This is a genomic window from Stenotrophomonas sp. YJH_SMC_12-1, from assembly GCF_059370935.1.
The window spans coordinates 1-25300 of sequence record NZ_JCAFUD010000001.1 but is presented as its reverse complement, the minus strand read 5'-3'; the positions used below and the strand labels follow the sequence as shown (position 1 = coordinate 25300).

Genomic DNA, 25300 nt, shown 5'->3' with positions numbered 1-25300 from the left:
GATTCATATTCACTGACGTGAAAACGTGAGTTGAGTCAAGAATTCGGCATTTGTTCATGGATTTTCAGACTTGTCTGACATGGAATTGACGCGTGGTTGTGCGACCCTGTGCATGCCGTTCAGAAATGTGTGATGGATGGCAGATGTTGTAGAGCAGGGTGGCCAGGAGTTTGTGCCATGAAACATGGATGGTTTCGACGTTGGTGAGGTATGCGGGTGTGTCGCCGGGAATGTCTGGCGGCCCCGCGACTTGGTTGGCAGCCGTTGGCTGCAGGGGAGCCGGAGTGGGTGTGCTGCCAGTCAGTGCGTCGCTCCGATTCCGGCGTGCGCGACGCAGCGCCGGACGACCAGGGGACCAATGCTCGGGACTGCTTTTTCGTACGTCAAAGTGAAGCCCGTATGAATCAGGCGTTTATCGCGAAAATGTCCATCGCCGCAGTGGCGGCGTTGATGGTGGCCGGTTGCGCCACCAAGTCCGCTCCCGATTTCGGAGGCCGCTGGAAGCCGGTGAACCGCTTTGCTGCGGCAACCACCGAGATCCCGCTGTACTCCAGCTACGTCTACCAGGCCTCGCCGATGGATGGCACGCTCAAAGCCATGCTCGAGCGCTGGGCCAAGGATTCCGGACGCACGCTGGATTACCGCCTGAGCTCGGACTTCACCCTGTACGGCGCGGTTTCCAACATCGACACCACCAACGCTCAGCAGGCCGTGATCGATCTGACGGCGGCCTATGCAGCGCAGGGCATCTCCGTCTCCATCGTTGGCAACCAGATCGTTGTACAGAGCGCTGGCTCGACGCCGACCGCGTCGGCACAGGGCGCTGATTCCAACAGCGGCACCTGAGTCCACCTCGAAATCATCGAACGTGCCGCTCCCCGCGCCTGTCGCAGGGGTGCCACGCCCATTGATGTTTCAGCAGTACGGAAGAATCCATGTTCCGCAAGAAGGATCCCGGCAATAGTCCCAAGGTCGAGCAGTCGGTCGCCAAGGCGGTCAGCTACGAGATCACCGTGGCCGACATGGCGCGTCGCAGTGAGCGCCGTGCCTGGTGGGTCGCCACCGGCTCATTGCTGATGTCGCTGGCACTGGCTGGCGGCTACTACTACATGCTGCCGCTGAAGGAGAAGGTGCCCTTCCTGGTGATGGCCGATGCCTACACGGGTACCGCTACGGTGGCGCGCCTGAGGGGTACGTTCCAGGGCGAGACGATCACCACCAATGAGGCGGTCAACCGCAGCAATGTCGCCCAGTACGTGCTGGCGCGCGAGTCGTACGACTCCGCGGTGATGGGGTTGCGTGACTGGGAGCTGGTGTTCGTCATGTCCAGTGATGCCGTCGCCGCAAGCATGAAGCAGCGCTATGCCAGCAACAATCCGCAGAATCCGTTCGTGATGTACGGCCGGGGCAAGGCGATCAGGGTCAAGATCCTCAGCATTACCCCGCTGGGCGTGCAGGCGAACGGCAGCTTCCGTGGCGCGTCCGTGCGCATCCAGCGCAGCCTGCTCGACAAGCGCAGCGGTGCATCGACCTATCTGGACAACCAGCTGGTCACCATGCGCTTCCAATACAACCAGAATCTCGCGCTGTCCGAACAGGACCGGGTGCTCAATCCATTGGCGTTCCAGGTCACGGAGTACCGTGTCGACAACGACTATGCGCGCGGCGTGCCCGTGCCGGATGACGGTGCCATGCAGCAGCAGGCCCAGGATGCTGCGCAGCAGGCACAACTCGCTGCGCAGCAGGCGCAGGGCATGTACGGCCCGAACAATCCGGCCGCCGCCACCATGATCGACCCCGCCACCGGTCAGCCTGTCGCAGTGCCAGCCAATGGGCAGATGCAGCCGATGCAGGGTGCGCCCATGCAGGGGCAGCCGGTCCAGGGGCAGCCGATGCCGGGGCAGGGCGCGCCGGGGCAGCCGGCAATGATGCCGGCACCGAACCATTCCACCGGAAATGCTGATGGAGCAAGCAACCGATGAGTAGTCGAAAAGTCAGGGGAAGCGCGTGGGCGCTGCTGTCGTTGCTGTCGCTGGTGTTTTCCAGCGCGGCGATGGCACAGGCAGTTGACCACTACGAGTATGAGAAGGACCGCATCTACCCGGTTCGCACCGGCCTGGGCCTGACCACCCAGATCGAGCTGAGCCCGAACGAGAAGATCCTCGACTACAGCACCGGCTTCAGCAGCGGCTGGGAACTCACCCGTCGCGAGAACGTGTTCTATCTCAAGCCGAAGAACGTCGACGTCGACACCAACATGATGGTGCGTACCGAAACCCATTCGTACATTTTCGAGCTGAAGGTCGTTGCCACCGACTGGCGCCAGCTTGAGCAGGCCCGTCGCGCCGGCGTACAGTACAAGATTGCTTTCGTCTATCCGAATGACACTGTGTTCGGGCCTGCCCAGGCAGCGGTCGAGGAAGAGGCGCAGCCGCTGCTGAGCACCGAGCTGGCCAAGGACCGCCAATACAACTTCAACTACTCCTATTCGACCAGCAAGGCGAAGAAGATGGGGTGGCTGATCCCGGTCAACGCCTACGACGATGGCCGTTTCACCTATCTGAAACTGCCCAACTCGCCCGAATACAAGACCGGCATCTTCCCGGCCGTGTTCGGTCGCGAGAAGGAGTACGGCGAGGATTTCGTGGTCAACACCACGGTTGAGGGCAATACGCTGATCGTGCACGGGACCTACCCGTACCTGGTCATCCGCCACGGCGACTTCGTCGTCGGCCTGCGAAGGAACGTGAAGAAATGAGCCAGCAGAACACTCCCGGCAACGATCCAAATCCGTCTCCGTACGGGCAGGGCCCTGCGGCTCAGGAGCCACCGACGAACCCGTATTATGGGCATGCGCAGGCCGAGGCAACCCCGGACCTGGATGCAAGTGCCCCGCAGCTTCGCTCTGCGGAAGAGCAGCGCTTGAACCGCAAGGCGCTGTTGTTCCTCGGCGGCATCCTGGTGTTGTTGCTGGCCATGGGCTTCCTGCTGCTCAGCAAGGGCAAGGAAGACGCTGAAGAAGTCAAGGCGCCGCCGCAGGTTGCACGTTCGAGCACCCCCGACCTGCCGATCATTGCACCCTCCGCGATTCGCGAGGCCGCCCGGGAAGCCGCCGAACCCATTCCGATGCTGCCGCCACCGCCGCAGGAAACGATGGGCCCGACGTTCATTCCTCGTGCCGAACCCGAGCGCGAGGTCGAGCGTGGCCCGAGTCTGCTGGATCGCCGCATTGCCGGTAGTGGTGGCGCAGGCGTGGGCACGGGCGATGCTGGCGGCCAGGCCGCAGCAGGGGACAACGACGATCCCTACATGCAGGCCACGTTGGCTGCGCTGCAGGCGCAGAACGGCAATGCTCCGCCGGCCAAGGTGCGCCGCGGGCCTGACGTGGAGGATGTGTCCAATGCTTCCTACATCCGCAGTCCCGATGCACTGCTTGTGCGTGGCACTTATCTGCGTTGTGTTCTCGAGACCCGCATCATCACCGATCTTGCAGGTTATACGTCGTGCCTGTTGACCGAGCCGGTGTACTCGATCAACGGCCGCAGCCTGCTGCTGCCCAAGGGGTCCAAGATCTACGGTGCGTACGGTGGTGGTCCCAAGGGCAAGCGCGTGGAAGTGATCTGGGATCGCATCACCACGCCCAATGGCATCGACGTGGCCATGTCCAGCCCGGGCGTGGATCAGCTGGGTGGTGCCGGTCATCCTGGCCAGTACAGCGCGCACTGGGGCAGTCGCATTGCATCGGCGCTGATGATCAGCCTGATCGCCGACGCCTTCAAGTACGCCGCAGCCGAGCATGGCCCGGAGTCGACGACGGTTTCCAGCAATGGTTTTGCCGTTCGTTCGCCCTATGAAAGCGCCACCGCGCGCACGATGGAGCGTCTCGCCAACGAAGCCCTGACCAGTTCGAATCGCCCGCCGACTGTCACCATCAACCAGGGCACCGTCGTGAACGTCTACGTCGCAAAGGACGTCGACTTCACCAACGTGCTCAACCCGCGCCGGTAACCCGAAGAACAACCATGGACGCCGAAGTGTCACCCCTCGCCCTCGTTTCCAGCGACTTCCTGCGCTATCAGTACGAAGTGCTGGGCATCGCCGAGTACATGACATCCCCGGAAGTGACGGAAATCTGCATCAACCGTCCCGGTGAGCTGTACCTGGAGACCCGGGCGGGGTGGCAGCGGGTGGAGGTGCCGGGCCTGACGTTCGAGCGGGCCCGGCAGTTCTGCACCGCCGTGGTGAACGAAAGCAACACCGGCCAGCGCATCACCGATGCCGATCCGGTCGTCTCGCTCACCTTCCCGACCGGGCAACGTGCGCAGTTCGTGATTCCACCTGCCTGTGATGCCGGCAAGGTCTCGATCACGATCCGCCTGCCGTCCAAGCACACCAAGTCGCTCACCCAGTACCACGAGGATGGCTTCTTCAACCAGATCCTGGAACAGGATGGCAGTCTGAGCGAGCAGGACCGCGAGCTGCTGGAACTGCGCCAGCAGCGCGAGTACGCAGAGTTCTTCCGTCGTGCGGTGATGTACCGCAAGAACATCGTGGTCTCCGGTGCGACCGGTAGCGGCAAGACCACCTTCATGAAAGCGCTGGTCAATCATATCCCGGACAACGAACGCCTGGTCACGATCGAGGACGCGCGCGAACTGTTTCTGACCCAACCCAATGTGGTGCACCTGCTGTACTCCAAGGGTGGGCAGAGCACCAGCAATGTCAGCGCAAAGAGTTGCATGGAAGCCTGCCTGCGCATGAAGCCCGAGCGCATCATCCTGGCCGAGCTGCGCGGTGACGAGGCGTTCTACTTCATCCGCAACTGCGCATCGGGCCACCCGGGCTCGATCACCAGTTGCCATGCCGGTAGCCCGGAGCAGACCTGGGACCAGCTGGCGCTGATGGTGAAGGCCTCGGCCGAGGGTTCTGGCCTGGAGTTCAACGTCATCAAGCGACTGTTGATGATGACCATCGACATCGTCGTGCATATCAAGGCGCATGCCGGCTCGCGCTACATCACCGGCATCGACTTCAATCCTGGGCGTGCCCAGGGGCAGGAGGGCTGACCAATGCTGCCAGGACTGGAAATGATGGCGTGCCCGGAAATGGCCGTCTCGATGGACGTGATGCAGCACGTCATCAACGTGGAATCGTCGCGCAACCCTTATGCCATCGGCGTGGTCGGCGGCGCCCTGGTGCGCCAGCCCAAGGCCCTCGACGAGGCGCTGGCCACCGTTCGCATGCTGGAGGAGAAGGGCTACAACTTCTCCATTGGCCTGGCCCAGGTCAACCGTTACAACCTGGGCAAGTACGGGCTGGATTCCTACGAGAAGGCCTTCCAGCAGTGCCCGAACCTGCAGGCGGGTTCGCGCATCCTCGCCGATTGCTACAAGCGCTCCGGTGGTGACTGGGGCAAGTCGTTCAGCTGCTACTACTCGGGCAACTTCGAGACCGGCTTCCGTCACGGGTACGTGCAGAAGATCTACGACTCGATCCGCCGCGGTCAGCAGGTCGCAAGCAACGCCGTCGCGCCGATTGACGTGGTCAGCCGCGGCGAGCGTCGGGTGGTCAGGGTCGAACATCATCCGCAGACGGCCTCGCCGGCCCAGGCGCGCATCGTCGCCCAGGCCAATGCGCCGGTGTACGTACCGTCCAATGACCCGGCACGGGCCTACACCGTCTACCCATCGACCGGTGCGATGGCCCGCGGCAGCCTGCTGAACATCGCCGACCAGGCGGTATCGCGCGTGGTGCTGGGTTCGGTCGATCGAATGATGCAGCCACAGGCGCAGGGCGGAAACGACATGCCGCAGCAGGCTCCGCAGCAGTATCAGCAGCCTGGTGCGGCGCAGGGTGGGGCAGCCATGCCGCAACAGCTGCCCGGGATGGCTGCTGGCGCGAACGCGCCGGTGATGCTGCGCCCCTGGAATGAGCGTAACGCGCCGGCAGCGGACACCCAGAATTTCTACAACGCACCGGCGCCCCGTGCGCCGGTGCAGCAGATTCCCGCAGGGGATGCGGCCTTCGTGTTCTGACGAAGTCGTGGTGCGACCGGTCCCCCGGCTGGTCGATTCAGTTGTGTTAGTCCATCAACAAGGAAATCAATCCATGAAGCGATTCAATCTCGACCTCGTCCAGGCCCAGCGCACGCTGAAGACCATGCTGATGGCCGTCGCATTCGCAGGTGCCGTGTTCGCTCCCCAGGCCCTGGCAGGCGGTACCGACTTCGGCGGCACCGATGGCAAGGTCTGCGGCTTCTTCTCCAACATCAACGGTCTGCTGAACATGGCCTCGATCGCCGTGGTCACGATCGCCGTGATCTTCGCCGGTTACCAGATCGCATTTGCCCACAAGCGCATCGGTGACGTGGCCCCGATCCTCATCGGCGGTGTGCTGATCGGCGCGGCAGGCCAGATCGCGCGCATGCTGCTCGGCAAGGAGGCTGGCAGCTGCGACAAGGTCGGTGGTGGCGACGGCGCTGGCATGGCGTTTGAAATGATCAAGCACGCCGTCCAGTACTACAGTGCATAAGAACGTCCTGTTCCGGGGCTGCACGCGCCCAGCGATGTTCCTGGGCGTTCCCTACCTGCCATTTTTCATGGTGGCGGGTGGGTTGTTGCTGCTGAGCATGTACACGAACTTCTGGTTTCTGCTGACCATCCCGGTGGCCATTTTCATCATGCGGCAGATGGCCAAGCGTGACGAGATGATCTTCCGCCTGCTGGGCCTGCGCCTGATGTTCAAGCTCAAGGTGCGCAACGTGCAGGAGCATGATGGCATGTGGGTGTTCAACCCGAATCACTACCGCAACAAGCCAGCCCCCAGGGATTGAGGGCTGGATCCGGCCAGGCGGGCGTTGAACGCCCGCCTGGCCAACTCCGCATCTTTGTCGGCAGTACCTTTTGGAAGCAGTCGTATGTTCAACCCAGATACCTCCATCAGCGAATTCATCCCCTTGTCGTCGCACGTGGCTCCGAATGTGGTGAAGACCACGGGCGGCGACTACCTGTTGACGTGGCACCTGGAAGGGCTGCCGTTCGTGGGGCGCGAAGAATGGGAGCTTGAGCATCGGCACAACACCTTCAACCGGTTACTGCAGACGCTGCGCGCGCCGGATTTCGTCAACGTTGCCTTCTGGGTGCATGACATCCGGCGCCGTCGCACCCTGAAGGGAAAGAGCTACTACAAGCAGCGCTTCAACCAGGATGTGTCCGACCAGTACATGGGCATGCTGTCCTCCCAGCGCATCATGCAGAACGAGCTGTACCTGACGATGATCTATCGCCCGGTGGTGGCGGGAAAGCGCTTCGTGGAGAAGTCCGCGAACCTGGACAAGCTGCGCGCCGAGCAGGAGCAGGCCGTCGAGAAGCTGATGGAGCTCGCCGGCAACGTCGAGGCTGTGATCCGCGACTACGCGCCTTACCGGCTCGGTATGTACGAAGCCAAGAACGGTGTGGTGTTTTCCGAGACGCTTGAGCTGTTCGGCTACCTGATCAACCGCATCGATGAGCCGGTGCCGGTACTGTCGGCGCCAGTGAAAGACTATCTTCCGGTCAGCCGGCACATGTTCTCGGCCAAGACCGGCGATTTCGTGATCAATACGCCCAATGGCGTCAATCATTTCGGCGCGATCCTGAATATCAAGGAGTATGCCGAGGGGACCTATCCGGGCATCCTCAATGGTCTGAAATATCTGGACTATGAGTACGTCATCACCCATTCGTTCAGCCCGATGGGGCGCCAGGACGCATTGAAGGTGCTGGACCGGACCAAGGGCATGATGATCTCCTCGGGCGACAAGGCGGTCAGTCAGATCGTCGAACTCGACCAGGCGATGGATCATCTGTCGTCAGGCAACTTCGTGCTGGGCGAATACCACTTCATCATCGCGGTGTATGGCGACAGCCAGGCGAAGCTGTCGCAGAACGTGGCCTCGACCCGTGCCGAGCTGTCCAACGCCGGTTTCGTGTCGACCAAGGAGGATCTGGCAGTCACCTCGTCGTTCTATTCGCAGCTGCCGGCCAACTGGCGCTTCCGCACGCGGCTGGCCAACGTCAGCTCGCTGAACTTCCTTGGCCTGTCGCCGCTGCACAACTTCGCCACCGGCAAGCAGCACAACAACCCGTGGGGCGACTGCGTGACCACGCTGCAGACCACCAACGGCCAGCCGTACTACTTCAACTTCCATGCCACCCATCCATCCGAGAATTCGCTCGGTGAGAAGGCGATCGCCAATACCATGGTGATCGGCAAGTCCGGTACCGGCAAGACCGCGCTGATCAACTTCCTGCTCAGCCAGGTGCAGAAGTACGAGCCGTCGCCCACCATCTTCTTCTTTGACAAGGACCGCGGCGCGGAGATCTTCGTACGCGCCTGTGGTGGCAATTACCTCGCGCTGGAGAACGGTGCGCCGACCGGCTTCAACCCGTTCCAGTGCGAGAACAACGAAGCCAACGTGCAGTTCCTGGCCGACCTGATCAAGGTGCTGGCCGGCAAGCGCGAATACAGCGCGCGCGAGGAAGAGGATATCTACCGCGCAGTGGAGAGCATGCTGGATACACCGATGCACCTGCGCAGCATGACCAACTTCCAGAAGAGCCTGCCCAACATGGGCGACGACGGCCTCTATGCGCGCATGCGCCGTTGGACCTCGGCCAATTCGCTGGGTTGGGTCTTCGACAATCCGATCGATACTGTGGATCTGAGCAAGGCCAACATCATCGGCTTTGACTACACCGACATCATCGACAATCCCGAAGTGCGCGTGCCGGTCATCAATTACCTGCTGCACCGCCTGGAATCGCTGATCGACGGTCGACCGCTGATCTATGTAATGGACGAATTCTGGAAGATCCTGGACGGCGAGGGTGGCCTGAAGGAGTTCGCGAAGAACAAGCAGAAGACCATCCGTAAGCAGAACGGCCTGGGCATCTTCGCCACGCAGAGCCCGGAAGACGCGCTGAAGAGTGATATCTCCGCTGCCCTGATCGAGCAGACCGCCACGCTCATCCTGCTGCCGAACCCGAACGCCAGCAAGAGCGACTACATGGATGGCCTGAAGTTGACCGAGGCGGAGTTCAAGGTGGTCACGGCACTGGACGAGCGCTCGCGCTGCTTCCTGGTCAAGCAGGGCCATGCTTCCAGCGTCTGCCAGCTCAACCTGCGCGGCATGGACGACATCCTGTCGGTGATCTCGGCCTCGACCGACAACATCGACATCATGCATCGAGTGCTGCAGACGGCTGCAGTCCGCAATCGGATCACCGTGGATGAACTCACGCCGGAACAGTGGCTGGAGGACTTCTACAAGAACCGAAAGGGCTCTGGTAAAGCCAAGGTCTCTGCCGAAACCGATGCGGCTTGAAAGCCCTGGATCAAACAGCGCCGAATGAAATCCATTCCCCTGGAGAAGAACATGAACATGACATCCCGAAATCACAAGCGCCAACGCGGTCTGCGTCAGAAGCGCCTGGCAGCCATCCTGCTGGGGAGCATGGTCATGTTCTCCACCACGTCGGTTTCGGCCGGTGGCTACCCTGTTATCGACTTCAGTAATCTCGCGCAGGCGCTGAAGGATGTTGCCCAAGGAAAAGCACAGCTCAAGGCTGATGGGCTTGAGTATGCGGCTCAGGTTGATCGCTGGAGAAGGACGTTCCAGGAATATCAGAATGCGCTTGTCCAGATCCAGGGCATGATCAACAACTTCGGCTTGCCGCCAGGCGCCACATTGGAGCGGGTTCCAGACGACTATATGGTCGCCGACCTCTGCCGTACATCGGCGGGCTTCAGCGCTGGCAGCCTGCTGAAGAAGTTTGTGCTGGATACCTCCGGTGATCTCTACGCACAGCAGCAGCAGCTGTGCGTCAACATCCAGATGATGGAAAACCGGAAGCGCAACGAGACGGTGGATTTCATCGAGAAGACCATCCCCAGTGTCAATGCGTCGTTGGCTAAGATCATGGGCTGGAGAGGCGGCGCCAATGGCAACCTTGCGGGAACTCTTTCGGCCGTGAACAGTGACTCCCTGCGTACGGCAAACGATATCGCCAAGCTGCAGCAGGAATGGGAGGCGCGCATGCGGTCCTACGACGCCTATCAGGAGTCAATGATGGCCAATCAGCGCGTGCTGGCGCGCGTGGCATTGAAGGGCAAGCCGGGCGTCATCTCGCAGCTGGTCAAGACGGCTGCATTGGAACGCGCTTTGCACGTCGACTGACGCCGCTTGGGGCAGGTGCATAGGCACCCGCTCCACGAGGTTGTCCGGTAGGGATACATCAAGGGATTGCGGAAATGATCAGGTCGATTGCCAATTTTGATTTCAATGGCGGATTCCAGGATTTGATGGGGCACGTTGCACGTGTCCAATCGATCGGGGATTTCGTGTTCTTCAAGTTCATCTTCGACTTCCTGCGAAGCAAGATAAACAAGTTCGGCATCGACATGATGGGGGAAATGATGCAGTGGGTCGGCGGCATCGCCCTCACGCTCATGACCCTGTGGGTGCTGGTGCAGGGCTTCCGCATCGTGACCGGCCGCAGCCGGGACTCAATGATGGTCTTGGTGACCAATATGGCGCGTGCGGCGTTGATCGTCAGCGCGGCCACCACGATGGGCGCTTTCGGCACCAACCTTCAGAGCTTCCTCACCCACGACGTCAAGGCAGAAATCACGAAGGTCGTGACAGGCTCGAACGAGTCACCCGAAGCTCAGATCGACAAGAGCCTGGCATGGATGCAGGTGGCGCTTTCCAGTATCGACGCCATCCAGATCATGAATGACGGGGAGCTGCTGGAGGACAAGAAGCGGGCACTGTTCTTCATCGGCATGGGCACCGCAGGTCCAGCCATCACCGCTGGTGCGATGCTGATGCTGTATGAAATCGCCATGGCGCTGTTCATCGGCTTTGGCCCCCTGTTCATCCTCTGCCTGTTGTTCGACCAGACCAAGCAGTTGTTCCAACGTTGGCTGTTCTACGGCATCGGCACGATGTTCTCCATGGCCGTACTTGCAGCGATGGTATCCATCGCACTGGACATGGTGGTACGTGTAGCGGCCACTTTCTGGACGACAGCGCTGGTGCAGGAATTCATCCTCAAGGAAAGCATGTCCGACGGCATGACCAGCCAGGCGATGCAGCAGGGAGGCATGGGCCTGATCCTCACCGCGTTGATCCTGACTACACCCCCAATGGCAGCGATGTTCTTCCAGGGCACCCTGGGCACCTTCATGGCATATTCGCAGATAGGCGGTGGTGCCAGTGCCTCGCCGAGTGCCGATGGTCGTCCGCCGGGCATGTCGGCTCCGCCGCCGGCGCCGTCGGGAGATCGTGGTTCGGTGGGGGCGCCTGTCGCAGCAACCTCCCCTGTTGTCAATAACGCGATTGCTCCGACTCAAAGCCCAGGTATGCGAGGAAATGCAACAGGTCAATGAGTTGTGAGACTGAGGCGCCGTGAATTTTCAGAGATTCAAGACAATGGCCGATTTCAAACCTTTACGCGGTAATCCGGCGTTCGTGACTCTGACGCTGCTGTTTGCTGCACTCCTCGTTGCCAATAACGCCAATGCGGAGGGCCGATGCCCGGCCGGCCAGTACCCCATCGGCGATCAAGGGGTGGGGGGGTGTGCCCCCATCCCTGGAGCGGGGGGGGGCGCCCGTGGGGCGGAACCCGCTGGCCAGTGGCATAAGACGTGGGGTGCCATTGCTTCCTCGCCCAGCACGAACGAAGCAGGCGTGGCGACAGGGAGGGCTACGAAAGAGGATGCGGAGCGTGTCGCTCTCGAGGGATGCGGCATGCGCGCTGCTCGCGACTGCCGAGTACTCATCGCGTACCGGAACCAGTGTGCGGCTTGGGTCGTTCCTCAGAGCCAAGGCAATGGGGCGCGTGGTGGCGTTGCGAGCGGTAAAGACTTGAAGGAAGCCATTGCGCAGGCACAAAAGATCTGCGTGGATCCGGCTGGAACGCAATGCAAAGTCGCCTACTCAGCGTGTTCTGAGCCGGTCTATGAGGCGTTCTAGCTAAAGGATCCTGACAGCCAGTGCTTGGAGCGTGTTGATTGCTCAGGGCAACGGCTTGGGCAAGCTTCGACATGCCGACGTGAAGGCGATATTGGTGCGACGGCGTCTATGTGATCGACAGTAACTTGCTGTGCCCCGGCTCTACTTCAACTGGGTGATTTACTTCAGTCGAGCCTGCGTTGATGCACAGTCTGACGCGATTGACCTTGAGCGTTCAGCGTGGCTGCGCCACCATCGGGCTTGCAGCGCACTCCGGTTGGAATCGCCGAGTTCTCCAATGATCTTGTACCCGGACAGCCCGGGCCTGTGTTTGCTCTGCGAAGCCTTCCCAACCCGGGAGGCAAGTTTGGGCAACGATCATCTGCTCAGGCCGTCCCGCCTCTCACAATGGGCAGCAAAGGAATGAGTCTCCCCATGAAACGAATCCACCTCGCTTTTCTCCCGTGTCTGCTGATTGCAGGCCTGCCGCCGTTCACCGCGCTTGCCGAAGGCAACTGCCCGCAGGGCATGTATCCCATCGGTGGCCAGGGTGTACAGGGCTGTGCGCCCATTCCGGTAAGCAGCTCAGGATCCCCGTACAACAATCGCCCCAACTGGGCGCAGACCGTGCGCGGCGTGGCAATGGATGCCCGCGGCGATACCTTCATCAGCAACTCGATGCGTTCGCGGGGCAAGGCCAAGCGTGCTTCCATGAAGGAGTGCAGGGAGTTCGGGCAGGGCGAATGTACGTTGACGACCCTGTTCCAGGCGCAATGCGTGGCAGTCGCACACGCGGGTCTGGGCACTGAAACCACCAGCGTTGCCACCGCCATGTCCGAACAGGGGGCGGTCATTGTCGCGATGCAGCAATGCAACGCGAAGGCGGCATGGAAGCAGCTGCCGCAGGGACAATGCGGGATCGCCAGAACGGCCTGCACGGCGGATCTGTTCATCAGGTAAGGCGCCATTCACGCTAAGCCCCGTTTTCTGTGATCAATTCCGCTTTTCGATTTCCTCGCACTTCGACGCGGCAGAACGCCTCGCGGTAAGCTCCCCACGCGTCATGAAAATGACGCGCCAGTGCCACCGAATGCAGGGGTTCTTCCGTCCAATGAGGACGCTGTCAGCCCCTGCATCGGGTGACGCTCGCCATCATCGCGGCCTTGCCGTACGCAAGGCTATGATCCTTGTCCGCGCAGGCGCGGATAAGCCGGAACGCGTTCCGGCTGGGCAGGGAGGCGGGTATCGGCATGACCACATTGAAGGAGCGGGAGGGGATGGAAGACAGGGTTGGCGCACACATGGACGATGCCCTGGCATTTGTTCCGTCCGGTGCGAACCTGCTGGAAGCCGTAAGGGGCGAACTCAACGGCGATGGCATCGAGTATCAGCTGCTGGTCATCGACCAGCCGACGCCGGAAGGGCTGGTGCCCGGCCAGCACGGGCCAAACCGGGTGCTGCTGTTGCTGCGCGGTGATGGGCGCGGGCGCTGGCAGCTGGCCGCGCGCAACGACAAGCTGGTGCCGTGTTCCACCCGAGGTGGCCTGGCCGGCGACCCTTTTGCGTATGCAATGGTCGAGAAGGGCACCTTCAGCGTGATCACCAACGGCGGTAGCCGCGAGCGCTGGAGCAGCACCTACCGGTTCCGCTATGCGCCTGCGGACAAGGCCTGCTGGGTGGATGGGGTGAGACGCAAGGTCGTGGATATCGAGACCGAAGCGACCAACATCCGGGATTACTCGGTGGCGGAGCTGGGCAGGGTGCGGTTCGAGGACTTCGACCCGTCCAGCGTCGCCGAGGTGTCGCTTCCATGAGCCAAGCTCCAACCGGCGGAAGGGAATCCGCGCTGATGAAGATTCAGGAGTTGCACTGTGTCGACCGATAGAGAGTCGCAGCTGTTGCGGCAGGCGACCAAAGCCGGCATCGACTCCCCGCTTGAACTGGCCAATTTCATGGCCCAGGCAGGGCACGAGTCGCGTGGCTTGAGCCGGCTCAACGAGAGTTTCAACTTCACCCGGGGAATCTCGCAGATCCCGGTGGAGGCTGCGTGGCGCAATGGCAACGCTGCGCTGGAGAGCGCCCGCCAGGAAGCGCTGCGTGGTCGCCCGGAAAACCTGGCTGAGCTGATGTACGGCGGGCGCATGGGCAACGACGCGCCTGGTGACGCGCTGAAGTACCACGGCCGCGGCTATCTGCCACTGGTCGGCAAGGAGAATTACGAGCGTGCCGGCAAGGCGCTGGATCTGGACCTGGTGAATCACCCGGAGCTGGCCGCGCAGCCCGAGTACGCAGGCCGTATTGCCGTATGGCAGTGGCAGACACGGGTGCCGGAGGGGGCGCGCCATGATGTGCGCGAAGCAACTTATGCGCTCAACGGCGCGCTCAATGGCATCGAGGCGCGCCGGCAACGATTTGAGGTCTGGCAGCAGAAGTTGACGCCGGACGTGATGGCGCGACTGGATCGCGGCGAAGTCGGTGCGCCGGCGCAGACCGTTGCACGCGACATGTCGCATGCCGGTGAGCCCGGCAACGCATTGTTCGAGGATGCGCGCCAGCACCTGCGGCAGATGGGGCCGCAAAGTGGACTGCGCAGTGCACAGGAGCTCGACAATACCGCTGGCGCATTGGCGCTGGGGGCGCAGAAGGCCGGCCTGTCGCGCATCGATCATCTGCTGGCGGGCAACGACGGCCGTACGCTGTTTGCAGTGCAGGGCGCGCTGGGTGATCCGGCCATGCTGCGTGCGTCTGTTGACCGGGAGCAGGCCTCCCAGCAGCCACTGGCGCAGAGCAGCCAGCAGTTGGCGGCCAGCGTTGCGCAGCAGGATCCGACGGCCGCGCTCGCCCGCGAGCAGGAGCAGCGTTCTCGATCCCTGTAGCACTTGGTGCCGGCGGGCAGGGTGCCCGCCGTTGTTTTGCGTACGACGCATGGCGCCCTGTGGCGCCGACATGGAAACCCACCCGTAAGGACACCACATGCGAATCGTTCCCTTGAATGCCCTGCAGGCCGCTGCCCGCTGCAATGCATCCGCGCGCCGCCTGCCGCCGCTCTGGCTGCTGTCACTTGGACTTGCCGCAGCCTCGGCACAGGCTCAGGAGACAGCGCCGCCCGTCGCGGAAACGCCCGCCGCGGTACAGGCGATCGCTGATGCGCCCGCAGGAACGGCACCGCCTGCTACCGCCGAGCCAACCGTTCCGGCGGTAGCACCCGCACCGCCCGGATTGGCCATCGTGCCATTGTCGCCCGAGCGGGCGACCGAGCGGGCGCTCGGTGCGCGCTGCCCGGTGGATCTGGCCGGGCGACTGGCGACCCAGGGCGACCTGCTGACCGGCGCCTGCCAGGGCACCATGCCGGCGCATCTGGCCGCTCTGCTGGTCGCGCTGCCCGAGCAGGACATCCACCTGCCGCGCAACTGGCGCGAGCGAGAGGTACAGCAGAAGGCCTGGTTCAAGGCGGTGCCTGGGTACGGCCAGCGCCCGGACTTCATCGTGCGGATGGGCGACGTCTGGGTGCGCTCGCTGGAAGGGCGCGATGCCGACAGCACGTTCTACCTGGTGTCCGCGCCGTTCACCTGCAGCGACCAGGTCGCCAACCGCGATGAGTTCAGCGCGGAGCCGGTACGTGTGCCAGCGGGCAACTGCCGCGAGGCGTATGTGGGCCAGCGTGTCTACCAGGTGCGTGGCGATGCGCCGCCGAGGGATGTTACCGCCGAGGCGATGCCGGCCATGCCACAGGTGACCGAGGCGGATCGCGCACGCCAGCTGGCGCGTGGGGGCAGGATCACGCTGGATCACAGCAAGCTGCAGTTCGGGCCGGCCATGCGTTGGTTCGTGCAGTATCCGGAGACGGTGCCGAAGGGTGGGGCGCGTGCGTTCAGTGACTGGAACCGCGAGCATCTCGCCTTCGTGGTCTGGACCGGCGATCGCTTCGAGTTGCGCGACAAGGTCCCGCGCAGCCAGTGGCCGTGTGATCCGGTCGCGCCGGGCGATCGCGCCTGCGGCGGCTTCCCGGATTCCGGGCCGGATCTGTTCGTGACCGCCAGTGCATCTGCGCCGGTCGCGGCCACCAGCCCCTGAGTCACGGTGCTGAGGCGGGAGCCGGAATGACCGGCTCCCGCGCTGTCCATCAGGCCTGCAGGCTGCGGGTCTGATGCTGCTGCTGTTCCAGCTGTTGGTCGCGCTCCAGCGCAAGGCGCTGGCCTGCAGCCTGCTGGTCGATGCGCTGGCTGCTCTGTTCCAGCGGCGTGTTCATCGCCACTGCCGTATCCACCGACACGCGAAGGTGGGCGGGGTCACCGCCCTGGCCCTGCACGGCGAAGCTGCGCGAGGCATCGGCGTTCATCACCACTTCGTCGATGCGCTTGCCGCCTGCAGCGTGCATCTCCGCCGCCAGGCTGCCCGCCAGCTGCGTACTCATCACGTCCGGCACGCGGCCAACGCGCACGTCATGTGCGTGCACGCCGCGGATCGCGTCGTTGAACAGCGGGTTGCCCAGATGGTTGGCATCGTCCATGCGCAGCATGCTGGTGTGATGGCCATTCTTCTCCGCTTCGCGGCGTGCCGGTTCACCGGGCTGCAGCGGGCCGCGGATGTGGTCGTACAGATCGATGGCGCCGCCCGGGATGCCGCGTGCAGCGCGGGTGACGCCGCGACGCAGTGACTCGACGTCGTCGCGATACTCCTCGATCATCTTGGCGTTGTCTTTCGCCAGCTTCTGCGTTTCGGGGTGCTTCAGCACCGAGCCTTCGTTGAGGAAGTTGCCCAGCTTGTGCGCACCGAACGAGCTGGTGGCCGCGATGATCGGGCGGTCCGGAATCAGATCACGCAGGGCGTGATTGCTGAAGCCGTTTGCCGCGAGCGTCTTGATCTCGTCGGGCTTGGCATAGATGCGTACCTGGCCGAAATGCGGTGACGCGGCGCTGACCGGATCGGAGGCCATGACGTGGTTGATCATGGTGTTGCCGCCTTCCGGAATGCGATAGCTGAGGCTGACCGCGCCGTAGGCATTGAAGGTCTCGCCCTTGACGTTGAAGTGGTGCGAGGTGATCTGGGCGAGGGCGCCGCCGAGGGAATGACCGGTGACGGTGACCTGGGGCGCGGGCACACCGTTCAAGCGGGATTGAAGCGCAGCGCCTTCGAGTGTCCTCTGTGTCAAAGCAATCGCGTCAGGCGCCTGCACGTTGGTGCGCGCAACCACCATGCCGCCGTCGGTCAGAATCGCATCGCGAGCGATCTGCTCGGTGCCACGATGCGCAATGACGATCTCTTTGGTGTCTACGCGCTGATAGACGGTGCCCTGATAGCCGTTGAGACGATTGTTGACATGCTCAAGTATCTTGTACTCATGGCCGTTTAACGTGACTTTTTCTTCTTGGCCGGGTTCACGTCGGCCGACGGCCCGATCCTTGTAGGCGTCATTGGATAACGCGGCGTAGTCCTGAGAGGTGATGGTCACGGCGCGACCTCACTTGCGGAGAGGGTGATCGTAAACAGCTTGTCCTGCAGATCAGCGGCGTAGTTGCTGCGATCGGGCTCGCCACTGGCTGGGAAGTTGGGAACGCGATCTGCCTTCGGATAGACCAGATCCGGATAGTAGAGCGTATGGGCGCCACCTTCGGTCAGCGGCTTGGCGTCGACGAAGGTGAGGAAGCGGGTCTCTTCTTCGGCACCCGTCGCCTTCAGCATTGCCCCGGCACCGGTGAACTCCCACTTGCAGACGCCACGACCGTAGTAGTCCTCATCCAGCATGCGGTCCACATATAGCGTGCCGCGGTACTCGCCCTCAGCGACCTTGCGCAGCTCCACCGGTTCCTGGCTGGTGATACGTGCAGCTGTGCCGGTGGCCGGCTCGATGTGGCCGCACTGATCCTCGTTGGTGACGTCGTACTGCGCTACGCCCTTGACCAGTGCGAAGTCGCCGGGTGCATCCTTCAGGCGCAATACCAGTTCATAGGCCTTGCGCGGGTTGGGGTTGAGCTTGGCGAGGCCGCGCCCACCCTGGGCGACATCGGCTTCGGCAGCGGCACGTTCCTGGTTCATGGCGGTCTCCGGGTTGCAGGCGGTCAGTAGAAGCAGAGCAAGGCACGGGATCATCTTGTGGCGCAATGTCGGCCTCCTGGTGTGTAGGGGGAAATGTGGCACTGGCAGCTCACGGCGAGAGCTGCCGCACAGTGGTTGTGGTTGAGAACAGCGCGTCGCGCAGCTCTTCGCTGTACCCCGACGGATCTTCCTTGCCACTGGCGCCAAAGTTGGCGACAGTGTCGGCGCGCGGATAGATAAGGTTTGGGTAATAAAGCGTAAGAGGTGAGTCGCCCTCCATGCGCTCCTTGTCGACGAACGTAAGGAATCGCGTATCCGCCTCGCCGGTCGTAGCGCGCAACATCGCACCGACACCCGTCAACGTCCAATGGCAGACGCCACGCCCGTAGTAATCCTCGTCCTGCATGCGGTCGAGGTAGAACGTACCGCGGTATTCGTTCTCGTCGACCTTGTGTAGTTCCACCAACTCCTGGCTGGTGATGCGGCTGGCGGTACCGGTCGCCCACAGGACCCGGCCGCAGTCCCTGTGGTTGCTGACGTCGTACTGGGCAACGCCCTCGACCACCGCGAAGGGACCGGGGGCATCCTTCAGGGTCAGTACCAGCTCGTAGCCCTGCTGCGGTGACGGGTTGAGCTTGGCCAGGCCGCGTCCACCTGCGGCGACGTCACGCTCTGCGTCCGCGTAAGGCGAGCAGGCCGTCAGCGCCAGCAAGAGGCCCATCGGTACCAGATGGCGTCCATCGCGTGTCGGCGTGGCTACATCCATGGCGGCATCCTGCATCGTGCGTCCGTGTCCATATATCCTTCCCTGGTGACAGGTCTATCGATTATGGAGTGTTCTGGAAACCTGGCGCCAGCTGCGGCAAGGCGTGGGTGACGGAATTTTGACGCATTCAGCGTTCGGGAGCGGCACCGAATCGATTGCGGCACAGGCGATTCGGGGTTGGCCAGGCTATTGCGCTTCGCGTTCGACATTTCGCCGCCAATTTGTGACAACGGTCGCCAATTCACGCGACTCTCACGCAAGCGAGCATTACGCCATGAACTACACCATCCGTGCCGAAGCCATTGATGATCACGCCACCCTCCATGCGCTCACCGAGGCCGCATTCCGGAACGCTGCGCACAGCAGCCATACCGAGCAGTTCATCGTCGACGCCCTTCGCGCGCGCGGGGAGCTGAGCGTTTCGCTGGTGGCCGAGATGGACGGGAAGGTGATCGGCCATGTGGCGGTGTCGCCGGTGACGATCAGCGATGGCAGCACGGGCTGGTTTGGCCTGGGGCCGATCTCGGTATTGCCCGCCTGGCAGCGGCAGGGCATCGGTGCGGCCCTGATGCATGCCGCACTTGAAGCACTGCGTCAGCAGGGCGCACATGGCTGTGTATTGCTGGGCGAGCCCGCCTATTACGGTCGCTTCGGCTTCTGTGCCGAGCCGGGCCTGGTGCTGCCGGGTGTGCCGCCGGAGTACTTCCAGGCACTTTGCCTGCAGCCCCCGTTGGCACAGGGCGAGGTGCAGTACTCACCGGCCTTCGAGGCGACGGCCTGATCCGGGCCTGGCACGTTTCTGCTCAGGGCGCGCGCCAGACGGTCGGTTCGGGTTGCGGCTTCGGAATGCGGTAACCGCCGATGTGTTCAAGCAGTTCATTGGTACGGCGCTGCTCGACCAGTACTTCACGCAGCAGGTCGCGCACGGCGAAGATGGCGAACGGCACCAGGATCCAGACCAGGCTGATGCCCAGCGCAAACAGGGTCAACAGGGCTTTTGCACCATCCATGCGGCATTCCTTGGTCGAAAGCAACCACGCTAGCACGTGGCTGCTGCCGACGGATGTCAGCCGTTGTGCCGAAGGTGGATCAGCGGATACGGACGGCCTTGCGAATCCAGCGGTGAACGTCCGGTTTCGACGAAGCCCATGCGCAGGTAGAAGCCGACGGCCTGTGCGTTCTGTTCGTTGACGTCGGTACTCAGCTGCGGATGCTGGGCCAGTGCGTGCTGCAGCAGTTGCCGGCCGATGCCGGTGCCACGTACGTCCGGATCGATGAACAGCGCTTCCATGTGCGTGCCATCGATCAGCATGAAGCCCAGCGGCCGATCCTGCGCATCGACAGCAACGGTCATCGGCGCCTGCGGCAGGAAACCGGCGACTTCGGCATCGATGGCCTGGCGGTCTTCGGCACTGAGGAAGTCGTGGGTGGCGTCGACGGCGCGGCGCCAGAGGTCGACAAGAGCGGCGCCGTCGTCGGCGCGGGAGGGGCGGAGGGTGGTCATGGGTTCGCCAAGGTGCTTGCAAAGAGTGCGTAGTATGGCGCGTCCCGATCCAGCGCGCAGATGTGGATTCATCCGGCGTTGCGATGGCGGATGAAGGGGCTGTAGGCAGTGGCCTCCGCGCGCAGCGCAATGCCGTCCTCGAAATCGCTGCTGTCGTTGAAGGGCACGGTGGGCCACTGCGGCCATTGCGCCAGGCGTTCGCGGTAGTGGTGGGTTGCTGCAGCGAGTGCCTCGTCGTGGGCCTGCACACGCTCCGGTGCCAGCCCGGAACGCACGCCGTGCACCACGTGCGGTTCCATCACGTCGAAGCCGACGTAGCGCAGGCTGTACATCAAGGGCCACAGCAGCAACCGGGTATCTCCCTCGCGGCCGTCGACTGCGCAGGCCCGTGCCGATGAGCCGGTGGTGACGCTCAGCAACGCACGCTTGCCGCGCATCGCTCCGTGCTCGTGACGCAGGCGGCTGTTGTACATCGGCCCGTACACCAGTACGCGATCCAGCCAGCCCTTCAGGATGGCCGGTGCCGCGAACCACCACCGCGGGAACTGCAGGATCAGCAGGTCTGCGGCCCGCAGCAGTTGCAGGTGACGTTGCACATCGACGGGCAGCTGGCCCTGCTCGGCGCTGTGCCGCTGTTCGCGTTGGGCGTCGAAGTGGCCGGGATGCAGGCGATGCGGATGGTGGTCAGCCGCTTCCAGCGGATCGAAGCCCTCCGCATACAGGTCGACCACGTCCACCTGCAGCGCGTCATGCCGCAGTTGCTCGGCGGCCTGAGCGGCCAGATGTGCATTGAAGGAGCGGGGCTCGGGATGGGCAAGCAGGATCAGGGCGCGCATGGGGCGAGGTGTTCGAGGAGTGTGCGACCATCCTCGCGGTGCCGGCATGCGCCGGCAATTACGCACCTTGAGGTAACCATGGCCTTTCCCGGGGATGTCTATGCCGCCGACTGTTCGGCACGCGATGCGCTTGCGCTGATTTCAGGCAAGTGGGTGATGCTGCTGCTGCCGGCATTGGCGCAGGGCCCGCTTCGCAACGGCGCGTTGCTGCGGAAGATCGAAGGCATCTCGCAGAAGGTGCTGACCCAGACCCTGCGCCAGCTGGAGCGCAATGGGCTGGTCGAGCGGTGTGACCGGGGCAGCAAACCACTGCATGTGGAGTACCGCCTGACCGAGGTCGCGCGCGGCCTGGTCGAGACGCTGTCCGCCCTGGATCGCTGGGCCGAGCACAACTTCCCGGCGCTCGATGCGGCCCGCGAGCGCTTCGACGCGCGCTAGCGGCGCCTGCACGGCCCCGGGCGTACAATGCGCCCCCGGCGGCCATCCTGGCCCAGTTGAAAAGCGAGAACCGCCATGACCGATGTCCTGGGTGTACCGGTGCACGACGCCGATGAACACTGGATGCGCCATGCACTGGCCCTGGCCGAGCGCGCGCAGCGTGAGTTCGACGAGATTCCGGTCGGGGCGGTGCTGGTGGGCGCCGACGGCCAGCTGCTGGGCGAGGGCTGGAACCTCAACATTGCCTCGCATGACCCCAGTGCGCATGCCGAGATCGTGGCCATGCGGGCCGGTGGAAAGCTGCTGGCCAACCATCGCCTGCTTGGCAGCACGCTGTACGTGACCTTGGAGCCGTGCGCGATGTGCGCGATGGCGATCGTGCATGCGCGCGTTTCGCGCCTGGTCTACGGCGCCAGCGACCCCAAGACCGGTGCGTGCGGCAGCGTGTTCGACCTGCTCGGCGATGCCCGCCACAACCACCGGGTCGAGATCCACGGCGGGGTGCTGGCCAAGGAAGCCAGTACGCGCCTGACCAATTATTTCCGCGCCAAGCGTGGCAAGCCGCCGCTGCTGCTGGAAGACCACGTCGGCGAGGGCTGAGGGGCGAACGGGTATGATGGGCGCCTCTTTCCTTCACCGGTAGGCCGCGCGCCTGCCCAGCAACGAGGCGACACAATGGCGGACACCGGCGCGGCCAACGAACGACTGATCTGGATCGACCTGGAAATGACCGGGTTGGACACCGACAACGATTCGATCATCGAGATCGCCACCGTGGTCACCGACGCCCAGCTGAACGTACTGGCCGAAGGTCCGGAATTCGCCATCCATCATCCGCTGGAAACGCTGGAGGCGATGGACGAGTGGAACCGCAACCAGCATCGTCGTTCGGGCCTGTGGCAGCGCGTGGTGGACAGCACCACCACCCTCGGCCAGGCCGAGGCGCAGACGGTGAACTTCCTGGCGCAGTGGATCCCGGCCGGTCTTTCGCCGATGTGCGGCAACTCGATCTGCCAGGATCGCCGCTTCCTGCACCGCCAGATGCCGCGCCTGGAGAAGTACTTCCATTACCGCAACCTGGACGTGTCCACGGTGAAGGAACTGGCCAAGCGCTGGGCGCCGAGCGTGGCCGCCGGCGTCGGCAAGAACAGCAACCACACCGCACTGAGCGACGTGCACGACTCGATCGCCGAGCTGCGCCATTACCGCCAGTTCATGGGCACGCTGTCGGGCTTGCCCACGGCCTGAACAACAACGCCGGGCATGGCCCGGCGCGACCGGGTGACACGCGAACTGGTAGTGCCGGCCGCTGGCCGGCAAGGCGTCGGGGTCGGATCCCTTTCCCGCGGCAAGGGCTCCGACCCCTCTGTCGTGCCTCGCGACGAACCGTTCAACTCCCCGGCGCTAAGATCGGCGCCATGAACGAGCCCATCCTGCTTCCCCGCGACATTGCCCACGACGCCCGCGACTGGTCCGACCTGCAGCGGGCGGTGGCCCTGCTGGAAGCGCCGACCCTCACCGCGCGCATGGCCAACCTGGTCGGCACGCCGCTGGAGTTCGCGGTGAAGGCGCTGCCCAAGGCGGTCTCCGGTCGCATACACGGAGCGGTGCAGGCGGCGCTGTCCAAGTCCGCACAGGCGGCGCTGTGGAGCATGGACAACACCCCCGGCAAGGGAGCGTCGACCCGTTGGCACAAGCTGGCGGCAGCCACTTCGGGCGCGGTCGGCGGTGCCTTTGGTTTCGCGGCCTTGTTCATCGAACTGCCGGTGTCGACCACCATCATGATGCGCGCCGTGGCCGACGTGGCCCGCAGCGAGGGCTTCGACCTGTCCGAGTTCAGCACCCGGCAGGCGTGCCTGGAGGTGTTCGCGCTCGGTGGCAACTCGCCGCGCGACGACGCCAGCGAGACCGGCTACTACCTGGCCCGTGGCTTCACCACCGACGTGATGCGGCATCTTTCGGCCGAACTGGCTGGGCGTGTGGTGACCGGCCGCGACCTGACCCTGGGCGTGGCACCGAAGGAAGCTGGAAAGCTGCTGGCGAAGATGGTGGAGAAGGTGGCGGCGCGCTTCGGCGTGGTGGTCACCGAGAAATTCGCCGCACAGGCGGTGCCGATCGTCGGTGCTGCCGCCGGTGCAACGCTGAATACCATGTTCACCGACTACTACCAGGACATGGCGCGCGGCCACTTCATCGTGCGCCGGCTGGAGCGCAAGTACGGGGAAGACGTGGTGCGCGCCTGCTATGACCGCGTGGCGCATGGTGCGGTAAAGATCGAGCCAAGGCTGGAGTAGAAGAGCCACGCCATGCGTGGATGAGCCCTCGTGGCGGGTGATCCTTGCCTCGAGGGAACAATTGTTTTGCCAGTGCATGCCTGTTGCCTGGCAGCCGGCATCCCCATCCTTTGCGGCACTCCCCCCGCAAGAGATTGCCGCCATGATGTTCACCTCCCACCGCCTGGGCGCGTTGACGCTGCCCAACCGCATCGTGATGCCGCCGATGACCCGCTCGCGCGCCGCCGATGGCAACGTCGCCACCGCGGAAATGGCCGCCTACTATGCGCAACGCGCCAGCGCCGGCCTGATCGTCAGCGAAGGTACCCAGATCAGCCAGCAGGGCCAGGGCTATGCCTGGACCCCGGGCATCCACAGCGTCGAGCAGGTGCAGGGCTGGCGGCAGGTGACCGATGCGGTGCACGCCGCCGGTGGCCGCATCTACGCCCAGCTGTGGCACGTCGGCCGTGTCTCGCATGTGGCCCTGCAGCCCGATGGCGCGGCGCCGGTGTCTTCCTCGGCATTGCTCGCCGAAGGCGTGAAAGTGTTCGTCGACCCGACTGGGGCGGGTCCCGAAGCCGGTGTGGGCGAGATGATCCAGCACTCGATGCCGCGCGCGCTGCGCGAGGACGAGATTCCGGGCATCGTCGCCGATTACGCGCAGGCTGCGCGCAATGCGCTGGCCGCGGGATTTGATGGTGTGGAACTGCACGGCGCCAACGGCTACCTGATCAACCAGTTCATCGATTCGCAGGCCAACCAGCGCACCGATGCCTACGGCGGTTCACTGCACAATCGCCTGCGCTTCCTGCGCGAGGTGGTGCAGGCGGTGGTCAAGGTTGCCGGTGGCGAGCGTGTGGGCGTGCGTCTGGCGCCGCTGACCACGCTGCAGGGGGCGGTTGACGATACGCCGCAGGCGACCTATCTGGCTGCCGCACACCTGCTCGGTGAGATGGGGGTGGGCTACCTGCACATTGCCGAGGCCGACTGGGACGATGCACCGCCGATGCCGGTGGCGTTCAAGCAGGCGCTGCGCATGGTCTACCCGGGCACGCTGATCTACGCCGGCAAGTACACCGCCGAGCGCGCCGAGCAGGCACTGGCCGAAGGCTGGGCTGACCTGATCGGCTTCGGCCGGCCGTTCATCGCCAACCCGGATCTGCCCGAGCGCCTGCGTACGGGCGCGGCGCTGAATCCGCCGGATCGCGCCACGTTCTTTGGCGGTGGCGCGGTCGGCTTCACCGATTACCCGACGCTGGAAGAGAGCGTCGCGGCCTGATCCTGGGCGCTGCCGGCCAGCGGCCGGCACTACCAGTGGCGAGGGGTAGTGCCGGCCGCTGGCCGGCATTTCAGTCAGGCGGCGAGGGGTAGTGCCGGCCGCTGGCCGGCATTTCAGTCAGGCGGCGAGGGGTAGTGCCGGCCGCTGGCCGGCATTTCAGTCAGGCGGCGAGG

At 63.7% G+C, this 25300-nt stretch carries 28 protein-coding genes; 22 read left to right on the top strand and 6 right to left on the bottom strand.

Annotated features, from left to right (window positions below; all coding sequences use genetic code 11):
- Nucleotides 1-399 precede the first annotated feature (399 nt).
- From AC5P8Y_RS00140 to AC5P8Y_RS00065, 16 genes are all read left to right on the top strand, one after another.
- Complete coding sequence (locus AC5P8Y_RS00140) at nucleotides 400-846, top strand: hypothetical protein (RefSeq protein WP_012480646.1); 447 nt, start codon at nucleotides 400-402, stop codon at nucleotides 844-846.
- 89 nt (nucleotides 847-935) lie between these two features.
- Nucleotides 936-1982 (top strand): VirB8 family type IV secretion system protein, encoded by a 1047-nt coding sequence (locus AC5P8Y_RS00135; RefSeq protein ID WP_049402209.1) that lies wholly within the window; start codon nucleotides 936-938, stop codon nucleotides 1980-1982.
- Entirely contained in the window at nucleotides 1979-2758 is a 780-nt protein-coding gene (locus AC5P8Y_RS00130; RefSeq protein WP_049402208.1) for a TrbG/VirB9 family P-type conjugative transfer protein, read from the top strand. The genes AC5P8Y_RS00135 and AC5P8Y_RS00130 overlap by 4 nt, the downstream gene beginning before the upstream one ends.
- The gene (locus tag AC5P8Y_RS00125; protein WP_049430644.1) at nucleotides 2755-4008 is read left to right on the top strand and encodes a TrbI/VirB10 family protein; all 1254 of its coding nucleotides are present in this window, start codon (nucleotides 2755-2757) and stop codon (nucleotides 4006-4008) included. The genes AC5P8Y_RS00130 and AC5P8Y_RS00125 overlap by 4 nt, the downstream gene beginning before the upstream one ends.
- Before the next feature lie 14 nt (nucleotides 4009-4022).
- On the top strand, nucleotides 4023-5066 hold the full coding sequence (gene virB11 / locus AC5P8Y_RS00120; protein WP_033833165.1) for a P-type DNA transfer ATPase VirB11: 1044 nt from the start codon (nucleotides 4023-4025) through the stop codon (nucleotides 5064-5066).
- A gap of 3 nt (nucleotides 5067-5069) precedes the next feature.
- Nucleotides 5070-6035 carry a lytic transglycosylase domain-containing protein gene (locus tag AC5P8Y_RS00115; protein WP_111108315.1) on the top strand — a complete coding sequence of 322 codons (966 nt, stop codon included), beginning with the start codon at nucleotides 5070-5072 and terminating at the stop codon, nucleotides 6033-6035.
- Between the two features lie 73 nt (nucleotides 6036-6108).
- On the top strand, nucleotides 6109-6531 hold the full coding sequence (locus tag AC5P8Y_RS00110; protein ID WP_033833163.1) for a TrbC/VirB2 family protein: 423 nt from the start codon (nucleotides 6109-6111) through the stop codon (nucleotides 6529-6531).
- Complete coding sequence (locus tag AC5P8Y_RS00105; protein WP_012480639.1) at nucleotides 6524-6832, top strand: VirB3 family type IV secretion system protein; 309 nt, start codon at nucleotides 6524-6526, stop codon at nucleotides 6830-6832. The genes AC5P8Y_RS00110 and AC5P8Y_RS00105 overlap by 8 nt, the downstream gene beginning before the upstream one ends.
- Before the next feature lie 84 nt (nucleotides 6833-6916).
- Nucleotides 6917-9364 carry a VirB4 family type IV secretion/conjugal transfer ATPase gene (locus AC5P8Y_RS00100; protein WP_495201824.1) on the top strand — a complete coding sequence of 816 codons (2448 nt, stop codon included), beginning with the start codon at nucleotides 6917-6919 and terminating at the stop codon, nucleotides 9362-9364.
- Nucleotides 9365-9388: 24 nt separating this feature from the next.
- Nucleotides 9389-10216: a TrbJ/VirB5 family protein gene (locus AC5P8Y_RS00095; protein WP_049402205.1), complete on the top strand. Its 828-nt coding sequence runs from the start codon at nucleotides 9389-9391 to the stop codon at nucleotides 10214-10216.
- Nucleotides 10217-10290: 74 nt separating this feature from the next.
- Nucleotides 10291-11430 carry a TrbL/VirB6 family protein gene (locus AC5P8Y_RS00090; RefSeq protein ID WP_049402204.1) on the top strand — a complete coding sequence of 380 codons (1140 nt, stop codon included), beginning with the start codon at nucleotides 10291-10293 and terminating at the stop codon, nucleotides 11428-11430.
- A 43-nt stretch (nucleotides 11431-11473) separates the two neighbouring features.
- On the top strand, nucleotides 11474-12016 hold the full coding sequence (locus tag AC5P8Y_RS00085) for a DUF4189 domain-containing protein (protein ID WP_080240965.1): 543 nt from the start codon (nucleotides 11474-11476) through the stop codon (nucleotides 12014-12016).
- Between the two features lie 414 nt (nucleotides 12017-12430).
- Nucleotides 12431-12955, top strand: a complete 525-nt coding sequence (locus AC5P8Y_RS00080) for a DUF4189 domain-containing protein (RefSeq protein ID WP_111108313.1) — start codon at nucleotides 12431-12433, stop codon at nucleotides 12953-12955.
- A gap of 317 nt (nucleotides 12956-13272) precedes the next feature.
- Nucleotides 13273-13809, top strand: a complete 537-nt coding sequence (locus tag AC5P8Y_RS00075) for a hypothetical protein (RefSeq protein ID WP_033833160.1) — start codon at nucleotides 13273-13275, stop codon at nucleotides 13807-13809.
- Nucleotides 13810-13866: 57 nt separating this feature from the next.
- The gene (locus AC5P8Y_RS00070) at nucleotides 13867-14871 is read left to right on the top strand and encodes an XVIPCD domain-containing protein (protein WP_033833159.1); all 1005 of its coding nucleotides are present in this window, start codon (nucleotides 13867-13869) and stop codon (nucleotides 14869-14871) included.
- A gap of 352 nt (nucleotides 14872-15223) precedes the next feature.
- The gene (locus AC5P8Y_RS00065; protein ID WP_258391805.1) at nucleotides 15224-16069 is read left to right on the top strand and encodes a hypothetical protein; all 846 of its coding nucleotides are present in this window, start codon (nucleotides 15224-15226) and stop codon (nucleotides 16067-16069) included.
- Nucleotides 16070-16118: 49 nt separating this feature from the next.
- On the opposite strand, the gene AC5P8Y_RS00060 is transcribed toward AC5P8Y_RS00065, so the two are convergent.
- From AC5P8Y_RS00060 to AC5P8Y_RS00050, 3 genes are read right to left on the bottom strand one after another with little or no spacing between them, the layout of a single operon-like run.
- Nucleotides 16119-17447, bottom strand: a complete 1329-nt coding sequence (locus tag AC5P8Y_RS00060) for an XVIPCD domain-containing protein (RefSeq protein ID WP_005410111.1) — start codon at nucleotides 17445-17447, stop codon at nucleotides 16119-16121.
- Nucleotides 17444-18097, bottom strand: coding sequence for a hypothetical protein (locus AC5P8Y_RS00055; protein WP_033833157.1), 654 nt, complete (start codon nucleotides 18095-18097; stop codon nucleotides 17444-17446). Before AC5P8Y_RS00055 ends, AC5P8Y_RS00060 begins: the two co-directional genes overlap by 4 nt.
- A 43-nt stretch (nucleotides 18098-18140) precedes the next feature.
- Nucleotides 18141-18797 (bottom strand): hypothetical protein, encoded by a 657-nt coding sequence (locus AC5P8Y_RS00050; protein ID WP_495201823.1) that lies wholly within the window; start codon nucleotides 18795-18797, stop codon nucleotides 18141-18143.
- A 274-nt stretch (nucleotides 18798-19071) separates the two neighbouring features.
- Here AC5P8Y_RS00050 and AC5P8Y_RS00045 point away from each other — a divergent pair, with 274 nt between their 5' ends.
- Nucleotides 19072-19578, top strand: coding sequence for a GNAT family N-acetyltransferase (locus AC5P8Y_RS00045; protein ID WP_033833156.1), 507 nt, complete (start codon nucleotides 19072-19074; stop codon nucleotides 19576-19578).
- Between the two features lie 22 nt (nucleotides 19579-19600).
- Here the strand turns inward: AC5P8Y_RS00045 and AC5P8Y_RS00040 are convergent, their stop codons facing one another.
- The 3 genes from AC5P8Y_RS00040 to AC5P8Y_RS00030 all read right to left on the bottom strand — a co-directional run bounded on the left by AC5P8Y_RS00040 (nucleotide 19601) and on the right by AC5P8Y_RS00030 (nucleotide 21137).
- Nucleotides 19601-19807 carry a hypothetical protein gene (locus tag AC5P8Y_RS00040; RefSeq protein ID WP_049430636.1) on the bottom strand — a complete coding sequence of 69 codons (207 nt, stop codon included), beginning with the start codon at nucleotides 19805-19807 and terminating at the stop codon, nucleotides 19601-19603.
- 56 nt (nucleotides 19808-19863) lie between these two features.
- Entirely contained in the window at nucleotides 19864-20301 is a 438-nt protein-coding gene (locus tag AC5P8Y_RS00035) for an acetyltransferase (RefSeq protein WP_005410106.1), read from the bottom strand.
- A 68-nt stretch (nucleotides 20302-20369) separates the two neighbouring features.
- Nucleotides 20370-21137 carry an NAD(P)H-dependent oxidoreductase gene (locus AC5P8Y_RS00030; RefSeq protein WP_495201822.1) on the bottom strand — a complete coding sequence of 256 codons (768 nt, stop codon included), beginning with the start codon at nucleotides 21135-21137 and terminating at the stop codon, nucleotides 20370-20372.
- 78 nt (nucleotides 21138-21215) lie between these two features.
- Between AC5P8Y_RS00030 and AC5P8Y_RS00025 the strand changes: the two genes are divergently transcribed.
- The 5 genes from AC5P8Y_RS00025 (at nucleotide 21216) to AC5P8Y_RS00005 (ending at nucleotide 25127) form a co-directional block, all read left to right on the top strand.
- The gene (locus AC5P8Y_RS00025; RefSeq protein WP_005410104.1) at nucleotides 21216-21575 is read left to right on the top strand and encodes a winged helix-turn-helix transcriptional regulator; all 360 of its coding nucleotides are present in this window, start codon (nucleotides 21216-21218) and stop codon (nucleotides 21573-21575) included.
- Between the two features lie 75 nt (nucleotides 21576-21650).
- Entirely contained in the window at nucleotides 21651-22175 is a 525-nt protein-coding gene (gene tadA / locus AC5P8Y_RS00020) for a tRNA adenosine(34) deaminase TadA (protein ID WP_005410103.1), read from the top strand.
- A 75-nt stretch (nucleotides 22176-22250) separates the two neighbouring features.
- Complete coding sequence (gene orn, locus AC5P8Y_RS00015) at nucleotides 22251-22823, top strand: oligoribonuclease (protein ID WP_033833154.1); 573 nt, start codon at nucleotides 22251-22253, stop codon at nucleotides 22821-22823.
- Between the two features lie 170 nt (nucleotides 22824-22993).
- Nucleotides 22994-23869, top strand: coding sequence for an EcsC family protein (locus AC5P8Y_RS00010; protein ID WP_033833153.1), 876 nt, complete (start codon nucleotides 22994-22996; stop codon nucleotides 23867-23869).
- Between the two features lie 142 nt (nucleotides 23870-24011).
- Nucleotides 24012-25127 (top strand): alkene reductase, encoded by a 1116-nt coding sequence (locus AC5P8Y_RS00005; protein WP_111108309.1) that lies wholly within the window; start codon nucleotides 24012-24014, stop codon nucleotides 25125-25127.
- Nucleotides 25128-25300 lie beyond the last annotated feature (173 nt).